Origin of the sequence: Mycoplasma sp. HS2188 (assembly GCF_025209835.1) — a bacterium.
In the GTDB taxonomy this organism is placed as follows: Bacteria; Bacillota_I; Bacilli_A; order Mycoplasmatales; family Metamycoplasmataceae; genus Mycoplasmopsis.
In genome coordinates this window covers 1-15,942 of sequence record NZ_JAOAOI010000010.1, presented here as the reverse complement: position 1 = coordinate 15,942, position 15,942 = coordinate 1, and the positions used below count along the sequence as shown (strand labels likewise).

The following is a 15,942-nucleotide window of genomic DNA, read 5'->3' as shown; positions in this document are numbered from 1 at the left end:
AATAATAGGAAATGAAAGAGGTAAAAATGAAAGAGAAATTTTTAATCACCAGATTAGGATATCCTAAGTTATCAAATAGTGTGATTTACGGTCACGAAGTTAGAAAAATTGATGTAATACCTTATGGCTCATTTTGAACCGAAGAATACTTAACACAATTACAAAACAAAGTTAATAATCAAATTGAAAACGAAGAGGAAATGTTAAATGCGGAAAATGTTGATTCATCAGAACGCAAAGATGAATACTTAGTTTTAGCATACAATGTTGTAGATCTTGATTTAATTCAAAAAAATGAAGCTAAAGCCTACGAGGAATTAACCTCAGAAGATATTGAATCATTTGTAACATTTGCTCGTGTTAAAAAAGTAGTCAAAAAAGAAAATGGTGTTTGATCACTACTTTTAGCAGGAATTAGCAGACATATTTGAAAAGATATGTATGATCAAGAAGGCAATAAAACAGAATTATTAAAAGACGCATTTGCGATGGAAACAGTCAAAGTTCCATACAACGACGATGTCGAAAAATTTGTGGAATCAACTGCAATGTTGAGTCAAATCGAAGAAGCAGTTACCCAATTAGCACAAACAACCTTATGAGCAAAAATCACATTTACAGTTGTTGAAAACAGTCCATATTCATTAGTTAATACTGATACTAACGAAAAAGGATATGCTGGTTATGATACAAATATGAATTTTTCTTCATTAATTGATGTAGTTGCTTCGATTTCATACTATAGTGGGGTAGATAGCTTAACTAAATTAAAAATGTTAAGTAGCGAAAATATTCAAGAAGCTATTTATATAGTATCTAATTTTATTCGTAGATTTTACTTTATTAAAGATCTTTCACCAAAAGAGAAAAAAGAATTTGAAAATATTGAATTATTTAGTGATTTAATAGGCAAAAGAAAAATGCCTAAAGAATTAGAGGACGATACTTTTGTTTTTGAACCTACAATCAAACCAAGAAAAAAAGAAAAAGAATCGGTTTCAAAATACTCAATTGAAGATGAAATCAATAAAAAAGTAAAAGATAATCTAGAAAAACAACAAAGAGAATATCTACTTAAAGAAAAATTAAAATCAATAAAAGAAATTTTACAATCAGAAGATTTAGATCCCGAAGAAGAAGAATCAGAATATTCAAAAATCATGCGTAATGATAAAAAAGCAAAAATGTTCCCTGATTCAGTAACAAAATTGATTAAAAGTGAAACTTCAAAATTAAAAGGAATGATGTCAGGAACTCCTGATGCCAATATTACTGGTACATACATTAACACCTTAAAATCACTTCCATGAAGAAAAGTAGAAGTTGAAACATTAGATATCAAAAAAGCAAGAGAAATCTTAGACAAAAACCATTACGGTTTAGGTGAAGTGAAAGAGAGAATTATTGAATATCTATCATTAATCATCAATCACAAAAATGAGATAAGCAAAAACAAAAATAAAACTCTATTACCTTTTGACAATGGGCACCAAATTGATTTAGAATTATTCAAAGAAAATCAAGAAAATTCAACAAAAATACAGAAAAATTTCAATAATGTTCCAATTTTAACTTTAGTAGGTCCTCCTGGAACTGGTAAAACATCATTAGCTAGAGCAATTGCTGAAGCTCTAAACAAAAGTTACATTAAAATCTCACTAGGTGGGGTTCACGATGAAAGTGAAATAAGAGGTCACAGAAGAACTTACGTTGGATCAATGCCTGGTAAAATTATTAAAGCTGTTCAAAAAGCAGGTGTCTCAAACCCATTAATTTTACTTGACGAAATTGATAAAATGTCTTCAGATTATAAAGGCGATCCATCGTCAGCGATGTTAGAAGTGCTAGACCCTGAACAAAACACAAAATTCCAAGATAACTACTTAGAACATGAATATGACTTGTCAAAAGTTATGTTTATTGCAACTGCTAACTATTACGAAAATATTCCAGCACCTCTATTGGATAGAGTGGAAATTATTGAGTTGAACTCATACACAACAAGCGAAAAAATCAAAATTGCGAGAGAACATTTAATTGCAATTTCTATTCGTCAAGCTCATTTAAAACCAGAACAATTCGAAATTGAAGATGATGTTATTGAAGCAATTATTAAAAATTACACAGCCGAAGCCGGTGTGCGTGCTTTAAAACGTCAATTTGATAAACTAGCACGTAAAATAGTAACTAAAATTGTTTCAGGCGAAAAAATTGAAACATTCAAGATTGATAAAGAAACTGCTTTTGAATTACTTGGAACTCCAAAATACAGTGAAAACAATAAAGTGGGCGAACCTCAAATTGGTGTTGTAAATGGTTTGGCTTACACATCAATTGGTGGAAGCACCTTACAAATTGAAGTTAGTCCATATCCAAGCAAAAACGGTGGCTTTAAATTAACCGGTTCATTAAAAGATGTAATGAAAGAATCGGCAGCTATTGCATATTCATATGTAAGATCTAATGCCAAAAAATTTGATATTGATTTCAACTTTGAGGAAAATGAAGTACACATTCACGTTCCAGAAGGAGCTGTACCTAAAGACGGACCAAGTGCCGGTGTTACTTTCACCACTGCTTTAATTTCTGCATTAAGCAACAAACCAGTTGGCCAAGATGTAGCAATGACTGGCGAAATTACTTTAAGAGGTCGTGTCCTTGAAATCGGTGGACTAAAAGAAAAATCGTTTGCGGCGTATAAAAAAGGTGTTAAAACTGTATTTATACCTAAATCAAACCAAAAAAACTTGAAAGACATTGCTCAAGAAGTTAAGGAAGCAATTAAATTTATTCCAGTCGAAAGCTATGATGAAATCTATGAAGTTTTATTTAAATAAAAAAAGAAGGAGAAATAAATGAAATATGAAATAAAAGATGATTTGTTTAAATCGGTAAATAATGAATGATTAGAACAAACTGAAATTCCATCTGATCGAACATCGATAGGCGAGTTCGTGAGATTGGATATTGAAAATGAAAAAATTGTCGCACGTCTAGCGAAAAGATTAGTAAAAAAAGATGATGAAGGAAAATTAATTGATCAAAATTTACAAAATTTTGCTCGTTTCTACAAATTAACCGCTAACTTTGAACAAAGAAACCAAAGAGGCGTTGAACCTTTAAGACCATATTTGAATGAAATATTAAACATTCAAAACATGGATGAATTAATGACAAAATATGTAGATTTTTTACTAAAAGATTACCCTTTACCAATTGATTTTGGTGTAGAAAGTGATTTTTTAGACTCGCAAAAACAAACATTATACGCAGGTATAGCTAGTCATATTTTGCCTGATAAGGATCATTATCAAAACGAGGAAATCAAAACTAAATTTTTAACATCATTCAAAAAAATGGCGAAAAAATTATTAACTCCTTACATCGACGATGTTAAACAAGTTAATAAATTAATTAAATTGACTTTACAATATGATGAATTAATTGCTAAATATTCTTTAACATCATTACAAAAAGTTAGATACACCGAATTATACAAACCATATAAATTCAATCGTATCGCTAATAGAACTAAAAACTTTGACTTTAGAGAAGTAGTTAGCTCAATAATTAATAAGGAAGTCGATGAAATAGTTTTCAGTGATGACAATTTTGCTTTAAATATTGATAAATTATTTTCTCCAAAACATTTTGAAAAAATTATTGCATGAATCGCAGTTAAATTTATTATTCGCTTTTCAAAATACTTAGATGAAAAAACAAGAACTATAGCCTCACAATATTCTTTAAGTGTGAGTGGTCAAGCTAAAGTAGAAAATAAAAACAAATATGCTTTAAAATTAGCTTTATCTTACTTTAACATTCCAGTTGGTACATATTATGGGCAAAAATATCTAGGTGCCAAAGCAAAACGAAACATAGAAAAAATGGTTCAAAATATGATTCAAGTTTATAAAAATAACCTTGAAAACAACACTTGACTAAGTAAAGAAACAATCAAAAAAGCCATAATTAAATTGAATGCTTTAGGCGTTCATATTGGCTATCCAAAAGAATTAAGACCTTACTATAAAGATTTAGTTGTAAGTTCAGACTCAATTATTGAAAATGTGTTTAATTTCAATAAAACATACTCAAAATATAAATTTTCTCAATACTTAGAACCAATCAATAAAAATTATTGAGGAATGTCACCAGCTACTGTAAATGCTTATTATCACCCAATGTATAACCATATAGTTTTCCCTGCCGCTATATTAAATGGTGCCTTTTATTCAATCAATAACACATCATCACAGAATTACGGTGGTATTGGTGCTGTTATTGCTCACGAAATATCGCATGCTTTCGACAATAACGGAGCCAACTTCGATGAAAAAGGTAATTTAAATATGTGATGAACACCTGAAGATTTTGAAAAATTTGGGCAAAAAACCAAAGCTATGATAGATCTATTTGACGGAGTAGAAACTGATTATGGTAAATGCAACGGAACTTTAACCGTCAGCGAAAATATCGCCGATGCAGGTGGTGTAGAGAGCGCAATTACAGCCGCAAAAATGGAAAAAGATTACAATGCGCAAGAATTTTTCATTAACTGAGCCAGAGTTTGAAAAGCTAAATATCAACCATTAACAGCTCAAAGATTATTAGAAAGCGACCCACACGCCCCAACTAATTTAAGAGCAAATATTCAAGCAGCAAACAGACAAGAATTTATTGATGCTTTCAATATTAAAGAAGGCGATGGAATGTTTATTCCTGCTCATAAGCGTGTAAAAATTTGATAGATAAAAATCATTAGACCGAATCGTAAAGATTCGGTTTTTTGTATAAATTTATTGAAAAACAAAGCAATAATGCTTTTTTTATGGGCCTAATATCTTTCTGAAAAAACATAATTTTAACTGAATATTGACTGAAAAAATAAGTGGCATTTACAGGATATGGCAATCATTTTGTTGACTTATTTTTTTTGATAAAATAGAAATATAAGGTGAAAAAATGGAATTAATTATTCATATAAATAAAAATAAAAAAATGGAAATTGGCGACAGTAAACAAGTAGCCGAATCAGGGGAGAGCCGTTTTAATTATTACATTAAAGATCATTTAGAGTCTTTTGTTAAAAAAGAACTTACACTCGATTCGAATATAGAAGAATTTTTCGAGCGAATACAATCATCAATTAAATCTTATTATATCGTTAACAACGATCTTTTTTTATTGAGTCAAAGGATAAAATTAGAGTTGATTCGCTTGTTTTTATGATCTTTTTAAAAGATGAAGAAAATATATTTAATAATAGAAAAAATGTTTGTATTTATGTTAAGACGAATTTCGATGAAGAAAAAAAATCAAGTTTTGAGTTCAATCGAGTGGGAATATTAGATGATTTTGATGAGAAACATTTAAGTGAAAATGGATATAAAAACTATAATGACACTGACATTAATCTAATTTTCTCTTTCTCAGAACGCAATAGCTTTCAACTAACGACTAGTATGTTAAAACAAATAGTTATTGAGTCACACAAAGAGTCAAACATTTTTAAATCAGGCCGCAAGCAACAAAATGGGATGGTTAAATTAGATAAAACGCTTAGCTTTTATACTGATTACATTTCAAAACAAAAGCGAAAATATGATAGATCAAATCTAAATAATATTTTTCCTATTGTCTTGAGAATGGATAGTGAAAATGAAGTAACTAAATTTTTAATGCGAATTGAAACACCCGAACATAACTCTGAATTTGTTGATGTGGTTAATAACGGTAAAACATCGTTATATTTTTACAACACTGACGATAGCGAAGAAAAAATTGTTTTAGATACAAGAATATTGAAATTTAAGCCTTTTGATATGGTTGGTCTTTTAGGAAAACATATTAACGATCTTAAGAAAACAATTGATGAAAACAATAAGTCGATAAAGCTAAACGACGAAAAATATTTAAATAAAGACAAGCGTGACCAAATCGATAACCTAAACACAAAAATAATTTATCTCAATGAAGAAATTTCTAATTTAGAAAGCGAAATAGAAGATTTAAATAGTCAAGTTAATAAAAAAAGCAAAAAACATACACCTGATGACAATAATGAAGATTATGAAATGTCAATTGTTAATTTAAATCTTACTGAGAAAAGAAAAGAATTGAAGATAAAAAATGACGAGAAAAGTAGACTCGCAAGTCAATATGAAGAATATAAAAAAGAATATGATTTTTGAGAAAAAGAAAACGAAAAATTAGCTACCACAAATAGTTCAAATCAAAAAATAATAACAGATTCTCAAGAAACTATTTGGAAACAAAAAGGCAAATTTGATTATTACGAATTTTCAATAAGAAATAGTGAATTAAAAAATCTTAGAATTGAAGAAATTAAGAAAATACATATTAGTAGAATCAAAATCGTTAGAGGCTATTTATCTAAAATTTTCAAAGAAAACAATAATTTTATTATTACTGATGAAGATTACGGAAGTTATAGCAAACACAAAAGATTTTATAATTCATTGAGAAATTTCAAATCAGGGCAATACAAAAATCCGCTTTTAGCAAAATCAATAGAAAATCCACAGTTTTTTTCAGTCAATGAAGAGAATATAAATGATTATAGTTTAAATTTACCATCGGTGATCAGGCTAAATGATAAACAAGAACAAGCAGTAAAAAAAGCCATTTTAACTCCTTGTCTTTCTTATTTACAAGGTCCTCCGGGAACTGGTAAAACACAGTCGGTAAGTGCCTTAATTTATCATATTATCAATAATAAACATAAAAATGTCTTGTTAATGTCTTCGACACACGAAGCAATTTTGAACGCTTTTGACCGTATCAACGAATTAACGGAAGATGATCCTAATTTTATTTTCTATAAAACCATTCGCAAAAGAAATGACAAAAATATTAAAACCCAAAACACATTAGAAGAAAACGACGATGTATCAAACATATTTGACTTAGATCACGCTTTTTATAATTTTTCATTATCAATTATTAAACATAATTTAAAAAGAAATATCCGTGATGAAATGGATAAGTTTTACAAAAAAATGATGACTATTGGCGAGTTAGAAACCAAAGCCAATTTTGAGTACAACAAAAAAATATTATTGCTACTCGCAAAACTAGATAGCAAGAATAAACTCACTGTAGATGAACTAGAAACATTTTTTGAAAAATATGAGTTCAATATTAACGAGTTAATGGAAAATTTTAAAAATGAATATGAGCCAGATGAAATTAGTAATATTGAATACGCTTGTGATGATTTAAATAGAGAAATAAAACGTAATCGGGTAGAAGAAGTTATCAATCATTCTTTGACACTATCGAAATTAATCTTGCGAAATGATAGAATCAATAAATTATTTGAAACTTTTAAAAAAGAAAATATTGACTTAAATAATTTACGTCTTAATAAAAGCAATGATAATGAAGTACCAGATAAAATCATAAGCAAGTTAAAATTGATTAAAAATAAAATCGAATCAAGAACAGACGAACACAATGCAAGAATAAGTGAATTGTTTTCGGACTATGTGTTCGAAAACAACTTAATTAATTTAATTGGTTTAACTACAACAGCACGCCAAATTATTAATCCTAGAAAAAATTCATTGCTAGAACCTAAAGAATTATTTTTACAATACCCGGTTTATATGACAATTGTGGACGAGGTGTCGAAAAGTAATACTCTGGAAATTATTAATTCATGTATGTTATCAGAAAAAATATTACTGGCCGGAGATTATCGTCAATTACCACCTGTTCTTGATTTTGAGACGGGTTCAATTTTGCAAGAACATATTGAAAGCACTGATATTGCTAAATTATTAGACTCATTCCCGATAATTAAAGAGTTGAGACCCAAATCAATCGATTATGACAATAATAAATTCCAATATAAATGATTTTTCTCGGACGAAAATATAAAAGAACTAATCAATGAACTTAAACATCCGTTCTTTAAATTTAACGCACTTAAATTGAAGAAAAATAGTCAAAATAGCACTCGTTACAGCAACAATTTCAACAAATATTTTTATACATTTTTAACTGAGCAACATCGATTCAATGAAGATATTCAAAAGTATGTAAATGTCAATTATGATCTTGATGAAAAGTTAAGTACACCGAACAAAAATACCACTCCTTATTTAATTAACTATAGATACGAGGAACAAAAAATTAAAAAACCAGTTGTTATATACGACACAAGTTATATCAATGAGAATTTTTACAATAAAAAAATACGCAATACAAATATTTCGCATACCGTTGAGGCAAATGATTTTAAAGCGTTTGACCAAACTACGACATTTGATAGCAACAAAACCACAGCTTCAGCAGTCAATGAATATAATGCCTTTGTAATCAGCGAAATTGTCTCTAATATTATTTTGAATAATTCAGATGGACAAAAATTTGACTTAGAAAAAATCGGAATAATCTCTATGACTCGTTCTCAAAACTCAATTATAAGAGAGTATTTAAAAGAAAAATTAAAAGAATTGAAAACTAAAACAATAAATCGTATCAAAGTCGACACAGTCGACAACTTTCAAGGTCGGGAAAAAGAAATCATCATTGTCGATTTTGTAAGGGCTAAAGGTATGTTTAAAGATGGCAATTTACAATATAGAGATAAAAGAAATTATGACTTTTATAAAAGCGCTGAACGTATTAATGTTGCCGTTTCAAGAGCAAAACAATCTCTAATTTTAGTCGGTGCGTTTGAGGAGTTAAAAGATTTATCATTTAATGTATCATCATGAGATGATAACAATAAAAAAATAGTTAATGATCAAAAATGAATATTGAAAGAATACTTAGAAATTGCACAAGATGAAGATACATATAGAAAGGCTTACTAATGAGTGAAAAATTCAATGCAAAATTATTAATTCCTCGGATCAAAGTTCCCTTTGAAGCCAAATTTAAATCCGTGCAAAAGTCTAATGATATTCAAAACATTATTATTTTATTCTTACTATATGACTTTGAAAAATACCGTGAATTAACAGTTAAGGACTTTTTAAAACAAATTACCAAAATAGATAGAGATTCACTTATGGATTTTTGTTTGAGCGAGTTCCGATATTTATTGGATAACAAAATAATACTATCTGATAATTTGACTAATTTGACTATTACTGATATAGCTGAATTATACTTATACCAACTTGGTAAAGACGATAAAATAATACATCCATCAATCGCAAGAGAATTTGATAAGGATAATTTTGTCAGTTTAGAGTCTAAGAGTGAAGCAAAAAATCTAGTATTCTACAAAAACTTATTGAGTTTAGAAGAATCTATTGAAAACATGAATACGACAACGAGCGAAATAAATGTCAGTGATTACCGTCACCTTGATGTTAAAAAGATTTTTGACACAACATATCTTAAGCTTTTAGAATCAACTCTTAAAGTTTATTTTGAAGATAATTGAGATAAAAACAAAGTTTTTGTTGATTTTAATGTACACGGCAACGAAAAGGATGAATTTTTGCAAGAAACTGAACGTCTCGAATGATTCGAAGATGAATTTAGTTTTACCATAAATGAAAATAAAGTTATGGCCAGTGACTTAAAAACCTTAGATTTTTTGAAAAAAGTCAATGGTTTAGAATTAGACGAAGAAGCACAAAAAGAACTAGAAATCAATAAAATTATTGAAAAAATACTAAATATTGATAGTGTTAATGGGCAAATGAATAATTTTAAATACACAGAAAAAATATCAAAAAATGAATTTTCATTAGCTTTCAACGACGAAATAATCAATAAAAAGTGAACAAAGGAAGAAAAAGAATTCCACTCGCTTTTTGCTAAGTGGGTCTCAATTAATCCAGAAAAAAAGATGAATTTAGTGTATCTAAGTGATTTTGTTGTTAATTTTTACAATACTAAAGCACGTGTCATAGGTTTTGATCAACAAGAAACAACGATTGCTAAATTACTGAACAATAAAGTTAACTTTGAACCAGAAAAAATGAGTACTTTTACCGTTCGCTTATTAATTGAGAATTTAGAAGCAATTGTTGGTATGGAAGGATTCAAAGACTGATTATTTGCTAATATTGATGTTATTGAATCATTGCCGTTTTCTGATGTTAAAAAAATAATAAGCGAGCATTACATTGATGACTCGGAGGAATTGATCACTATTTTGGGAAAAATTGATGAGTTAAGAAAAGGCAATATAACTCAAATAAGTGATGATTTATACAATTTTCTTCATTCTATTCAATTTACTGAATGAGAATCGCTTAACAATTTAATTGGATTCAAATATAGCGAAAATAATTATCTGTTTAACGGTAAGTGAAAACCAGAACAATATATTTCTGATTTTTATCAAAAACTAAGAGATCTAAATTTATATCGCAAAACTATTGAAAATCAAGATTTTGACAAACAAGAATACGAACAAAATCTAGAACAAATTAAAGATAAATTCGAAGATTATATTGTTAAATTCGTAAAAAATATTGATCCAATTGACCCATCTCAGATTGCTGAATACAAACAATATAATAAATTACTTAAAGACGTCAAGTCAATAAATGAAGGAAATTTGTTTGAATACAAGCTTGGCTTATTGAGAAACATGAGAGTCAATTTAGAGGTCAAATTGAAGAAAAAAATCAAACAGCAACAAAGTATAGATATAGATGACAAAGCTATGATCAATGAAATGTTAAACTTACACAACCCTACTGCTGAATTAAAAAAATTAAAGTCGATTGTTTCAGATGTGCTGAATAAAGCTCATCATGATCACGATAATTCATTCAAGAACAAAGTAAATAAAATGAGTTTATTTGAGATTGAAAATATGCAAAAAGAGATTGATAATCATTTGCAAAAGCTTGTATTAAAACCCAAAGAAATAACAAGCAAAAAAGATAAGGAGCAATAAAATGAGTCACGCAGCATTTATTAGTTTTGAAATAAACATTGAGACGGAAAAACGCGAGATTGAAGATATTAAGAAAAATCTAATTTCGCTTGCCAATATTGTTAATTCGCAATTAGTTTGCGAAGAAATAGACAAAATAATGTCACGAGTACAGGATATTGAAAAAAGATTAGAGGCCATTGGTAAAATAAAAGGCGAAGTTGCTGACAGAGATTTTGTTAGCGAGCAAGACTTAATTGAAAAGTACAATTTGCAAAAGAGCAATTTAATTAAAACAGTCCAAAATATGACAATTGATGTCTCTTTTGATGACATTATCAATGAACGTACACGATTAATAAATGAATTAATTGTGCAAAATGGCTTTTTATCAAAAATAGTGCTTGAAAAAATGAATGAATTACAATTGGATTTTACTCCTGAAAATTTCACTAAAGTATTATCGCAAGTCAAACAAGAAAATATCGATAAACAAAAACACTCATCTCTAAAAGAAGAATTAAAAAAATATGTTTTGGAGCAAAATGTTGATCCAAAATTAAAAGGTTCTTTACTTAACGAATTCATGTTCATTGATAATTATCAAGAACTAGCTGATTATGCACCTTATGTAAAAGAAATTTTGAATCAATATCACGAAGCCATTCATAAAAACGAGATTTATAAATCGATTTTTAAGAAATACAAATATACACACAAAAACATTGAATTTATTGTACAAACTGATGCAGAAAATAAAACAAAACCAAGATATTTGTTCATATCAAAATTTAAAAATTCAGCACTAAAAAATAATTCATTTATACTGAACTTGAATCTAGATGGTACAGTTAGTTATGATATAGGTGATTATGAAAATCATATGTGTTGAAGCTTAGCTGAAAATGTTGAGCGTGATTTAGTTAAATTTGGTTATGTAAAAAGCAAAAAAATAATTACCCGTGGTGTTTCTGGAGCACGCCCTTTAAGCAGAGAAGCTAAAATGAAAGTGAATAAAACAAATGCGTAAATCTTTAAAATATTTAGAAATCAAATTAGCACAAAAAAACATTGTTTCCATTACTGGAAATGTCAATGATTTATATTCTTATATAGACGAAAATAACAATTTTATTAGTGTTGATTTAAAAAATATAATTGAAAATTTCGCTCGTCAAAATAATTATTCAAAGGCTGAATATTTTTCTCCAGGTTTTAAATTGCTAAATTTACTGGATGAAGACGGTAATAAAAATTATAAAACAATTACAGATGTGGACAATATTGACGAATTTATGCTGAGAATTGTTGAACCAACTGTTGACAATCCCGAAACAGGAACTAAACACACACCTGGTATTTATGTAATTGATTTTGCTGACAGTATTTTCAATAACCAAAACAATCAAAGTAATTATTTAGATAATTTAATTAATTTAATTTCTCTATTTTTGAATAACAATAATAAAGAGCATTATTTAGATGATTATGGAAGATTAGATAAGCAAGATAAACTTGTTTTAATAATGCGTGATTCAAATAATCTAATTCCTGATATTTACAATAAAAATATTGAATATGCTGAGATTTTTATTAAAAAACCTAATATTGATGAACGTAAAGAAATCATCAAAAACGAGTCAAAATACTTTAGAACATCCGATTCTAATGAATTAGGTGTTGAAGGCACCACCTTGAATAATGTTGCCGCATTGACTGATGGTCTTAGTTGTCGTGAAATTATGCAATTTGCACGTATCAGGGATAATAAACAAACATTTGCTAACCGGTATAATTTGACTAATTTCAATCAAAAAGAATCGCAATGGGAAAAGATTGATTACCAAAAAATTAAAAATTTAAAAAACGAATTTTCTAAAAGGGTTCAAGGACAAGACTACGCAATTGATAAAATATATAATGTTTTAACTAGCTCATTTTTAGGTTTAAATGGTGTTTTATATTCACAATCAAAAAACAAACCTAAAGGAATTTTGTTTTTTGTCGGTCCGACCGGAACTGGGAAAACTGAAATATCTAAAACTTTGGCCGAATTTGTTTTTGGTGACGAGAAAAAACTAATTAGATTTGATATGTCTGAATATAATCATGAACACTCAGATCAACGTTTAATAGGAGCGCCTCCAGGCTATGTTGGTTACGATTCAGGTGGCGAATTAACAAATAAAGTAAAACAAAATCCTTTTTCAATTTTATTGTTTGATGAAATTGAAAAAGCCCACTCTAAAATCCTAGACAAATTTTTGCAAATATTAGAAGATGGAAGATTGACTTCTTCAAAAGGTGAGTTAATTGATTTTTCTGAAACTTTTATTATTTTTACCTCTAACATCGGGACAACCGATATTAAAAAAGCCGTCATTAATGATGAGCCCTTAGTGCGTCAAAAATTTATCGAACAGGTGCGCAAACATTTTATTGAAAAATTAAATAGACCCGAATTATTAAACCGTATAGGCGATAAAAACATCGTACCGTTTAATTTCATTCATAGCTACCAAATAATTAAAAGCATTGTTGAGTCAAAATTAAAAGTTTTATTTAAAGAAATAGAGAATAATTACAACGTGATTATTGACTACAATGATAATATCGACGAATTAGTAAAACATTTAAATAATAAAAATGATGCATTGATGGGAGCGAGAGGAATAATCAATAATATTGACGAATTATTGAGCAATAAAATCAATGAATTTTTATTCGAGAATTATGAAAAAATAATGAGCACTAAACAACAGGAAAAAATTTTATATGCCAAAATGCAAGTACTTCACGACGAAGTTGAATTAAGTTTTAAATAATCTATAAGGCAAAACAATTGTTTTGCTTTTTTATAACCTCATAATCTTTTATTTACGAATAATATAAAGAACAAATATCTATAATCGGCTGTGTAATATTGACATAATACACAAAAATAGACCTATTTTTGAGATTAATGAATAAAACCTTTGGATTTTTATAATTTGTCCAGATAAAGTATTCTAATGCCTATTTTAATACCTTATTTTTACCAATTGTATTGGTTACTGAGGACACAAAGACTGCAATTCAACACGAAAAATGATTTTTGCTCATTAATTAATTGTGTATAAATAAAACACTGAGTGATGACTATAGTAAATATGTTAAGTACAAAAACATTATTGTCACTTGCGATTATGTTAAAATATTTTTATGCGCACAAAAAGAATAATTATAAGTTCTATTGAAGCAAAAAACTTTTCAGATTTTATAAACAAACATAAAAATTCATTGATAAAAAAAGAAAAAGAAAAATATTTTTTTGTCAGTCATTACACTGACCCTATTGAGATTGTCTTCGAACCGATAGATTTAAGTAAAAAGGAAGCAGATTTTTGACCAGAATTCGCTGAATTAATTTATAAAAAAACTTATAAAATAGCACTAGATTACGCTAAAGACATTAAAACTGATAGTAAGGATAAACTCGATTTTTGTTTAAGGCTAGATTCTAACATTAATGATTTTTTCTTAAATCAATTAAATAAATTCTCATATTTAGAAAACGATTGAAGTATATTTGATTTAATATCATGGTTGTTCATAAGTTTGTTAAATTCTCATTTATTTTTAAATGGTAACAAAAGATTTGCATTTACTTTTTTACAAGTTTAACAAACCAATTAGGTTACTATTTTAAGTGATATAGCTTACTACGCAAAACAGGCGAAATTTATGATAAAAATATGGAAAAGGAGTTAGAATGTTTTGTTATTTTACTTTCAAATGATAAAACTGAAAACATTTTAGCTTACTTAGAAAATAACAGCGAATATGCTGAATGTGTTAAAAAAATCAAAAATTTCGATGATGATATCAATAAGAGAAAAGAAAAAACAAAACAATATATAAAAAAATGAATAGAAAAAAATGTTTATATAAGTTATTAATGTGTTAGAATTTAAAAAAAGTTTTATTTCAAGTGGAGTTAATATCGTGGATAAAAAAATAATTAATATGTTTTCTGAAAAAAATTTTAAGGAAGAACTAAGAAAAACAAGAAAATATGAACCAGAAAATGAAAAAGCTTTTGAAATAATTTTCAAAAAATTAGCTAAAATGTAGTTTAACATCAATAAAATAAGTCTATTAATGAAAAAACCATTTATAGGCTAGGACAAGAAAATTAGACTCAAATAATTTCTTGCGACTATAAACATCCCACATTTCACTGGGGGGATGTTTTTAAATCTAATTTTTATAGATCTATCGTTACTGTATCCATCAATAAATTCCTTAATATTGCTGTTTAATTTTCGCTAAAAACCGTATCTTTTTTTAAATTTCTCAATAGCTTCGTCCAAGTCCTTGCTATCGTTTCTTTCTAAAATCTTCTCGTAAAAAATATCTGTTATTAAAAATTCTAATTGATCTCTGGTTATCTTCTTTAATGCTTCTTTTCTTTTTTGATTTTCTAATTCTCTATCTTTTTTTCTAGGTCTTCCAGATCCCTTACCTGTTTTTGATTCCATACTCATTCTTAAATTATATTTTTTAAATGTCATCCCATAAAATGTTTTTTTGCTTAAATTCATAAATTTTAACAAAAACCCGAACCTTTACGATTCAGGTTCATTTTTCGCCCTTGTATATAATTATTAATTGAAGTTGTTTTTATAAATAATTATTTAGGGAATATCAACAACTTAAATAACGTATAATTTTAATATTAGCGTACTCAGCGCACTTTATTGCATAAAATGAGTAGAAAAGGATAAAAATGGGAAATAGAATACTTGAAAACATCAAAGTTTGAAAAAATGATTTATTAGATCTAACATTTAGAAATAAGGCAATTAACTATAAGACTAGCTCACTATCTAATCCATCTAGATTACAATTGATTGCACCGTCTATGACATCAATACTTAAAATGCTTAGCGATAAAAAAAGAGGGATATAAAACAAAGTAGGTAGAAATACCTATTTTTCATTTTTACCTTAGGGGTTTTTGGAAAAGTACTAGAAATAGTCGTTTTAAGGAGCCTGTATGCTGTATAAAATTTGAAATAAATCCC

At 27.9% G+C, this 15,942-nt stretch carries 12 protein-coding genes; 11 read left to right on the top strand and 1 reads right to left on the bottom strand.

Annotated features, from left to right (window positions below; all coding sequences use genetic code 4):
* Window positions 1-26 precede the first annotated feature (26 nt).
* The 10 genes from lon (at window position 27) to N1F73_RS03060 (ending at window position 14,989) form a co-directional block, all read left to right on the top strand.
* Window positions 27-2,837 carry an endopeptidase La gene (gene lon / locus N1F73_RS03105; protein WP_396888694.1) on the top strand — a complete coding sequence of 937 codons (2,811 nt, stop codon included), beginning with the start codon at window positions 27-29 and terminating at the stop codon, window positions 2,835-2,837.
* Window positions 2,838-2,855: 18 nt separating this feature from the next.
* Window positions 2,856-4,751 carry a M13-type metalloendopeptidase gene (locus N1F73_RS03100; protein ID WP_260360069.1) on the top strand — a complete coding sequence of 632 codons (1,896 nt, stop codon included), beginning with the start codon at window positions 2,856-2,858 and terminating at the stop codon, window positions 4,749-4,751.
* 214 nt (window positions 4,752-4,965) lie between these two features.
* Window positions 4,966-5,241 carry a hypothetical protein gene (locus tag N1F73_RS03095; RefSeq protein WP_260360068.1) on the top strand — a complete coding sequence of 92 codons (276 nt, stop codon included), beginning with the start codon at window positions 4,966-4,968 and terminating at the stop codon, window positions 5,239-5,241.
* Complete coding sequence (locus N1F73_RS03090; RefSeq protein WP_260360067.1) at window positions 5,229-8,846, top strand: AAA domain-containing protein; 3,618 nt, start codon at window positions 5,229-5,231, stop codon at window positions 8,844-8,846. The genes N1F73_RS03095 and N1F73_RS03090 overlap by 13 nt, the downstream gene beginning before the upstream one ends.
* Window positions 8,846-10,897 (top strand): hypothetical protein, encoded by a 2,052-nt coding sequence (locus N1F73_RS03085; RefSeq protein ID WP_260360066.1) that lies wholly within the window; start codon window positions 8,846-8,848, stop codon window positions 10,895-10,897. The genes N1F73_RS03090 and N1F73_RS03085 overlap by 1 nt, the downstream gene beginning before the upstream one ends.
* 1 nt (window position 10,898) lies before the next feature.
* Window positions 10,899-11,906: a hypothetical protein gene (locus N1F73_RS03080; protein ID WP_260360065.1), complete on the top strand. Its 1,008-nt coding sequence runs from the start codon at window positions 10,899-10,901 to the stop codon at window positions 11,904-11,906.
* Window positions 11,899-13,701: an AAA family ATPase gene (locus N1F73_RS03075; RefSeq protein WP_260360064.1), complete on the top strand. Its 1,803-nt coding sequence runs from the start codon at window positions 11,899-11,901 to the stop codon at window positions 13,699-13,701. Before N1F73_RS03080 ends, N1F73_RS03075 begins: the two co-directional genes overlap by 8 nt.
* A gap of 376 nt (window positions 13,702-14,077) precedes the next feature.
* Entirely contained in the window at window positions 14,078-14,539 is a 462-nt protein-coding gene (locus tag N1F73_RS03070; protein ID WP_260360063.1) for a type II toxin-antitoxin system death-on-curing family toxin, read from the top strand.
* A 71-nt stretch (window positions 14,540-14,610) separates the two neighbouring features.
* Window positions 14,611-14,814 carry a hypothetical protein gene (locus N1F73_RS03065; protein WP_260360062.1) on the top strand — a complete coding sequence of 68 codons (204 nt, stop codon included), beginning with the start codon at window positions 14,611-14,613 and terminating at the stop codon, window positions 14,812-14,814.
* 46 nt (window positions 14,815-14,860) lie between these two features.
* On the top strand, window positions 14,861-14,989 hold the full coding sequence (locus tag N1F73_RS03060; protein WP_260360061.1) for a hypothetical protein: 129 nt from the start codon (window positions 14,861-14,863) through the stop codon (window positions 14,987-14,989).
* A 194-nt stretch (window positions 14,990-15,183) separates the two neighbouring features.
* Here the strand turns inward: N1F73_RS03060 and N1F73_RS03055 are convergent, their stop codons facing one another.
* Window positions 15,184-15,402 carry a hypothetical protein gene (locus tag N1F73_RS03055; RefSeq protein ID WP_260360060.1) on the bottom strand — a complete coding sequence of 73 codons (219 nt, stop codon included), beginning with the start codon at window positions 15,400-15,402 and terminating at the stop codon, window positions 15,184-15,186.
* 242 nt (window positions 15,403-15,644) lie between these two features.
* Between N1F73_RS03055 and N1F73_RS03050 the strand changes: the two genes are divergently transcribed.
* Window positions 15,645-15,827 carry a DUF4011 domain-containing protein gene (locus N1F73_RS03050; RefSeq protein ID WP_260360059.1) on the top strand — a complete coding sequence of 61 codons (183 nt, stop codon included), beginning with the start codon at window positions 15,645-15,647 and terminating at the stop codon, window positions 15,825-15,827.
* The last annotated feature ends 115 nt before the right edge of the window (window positions 15,828-15,942 follow it).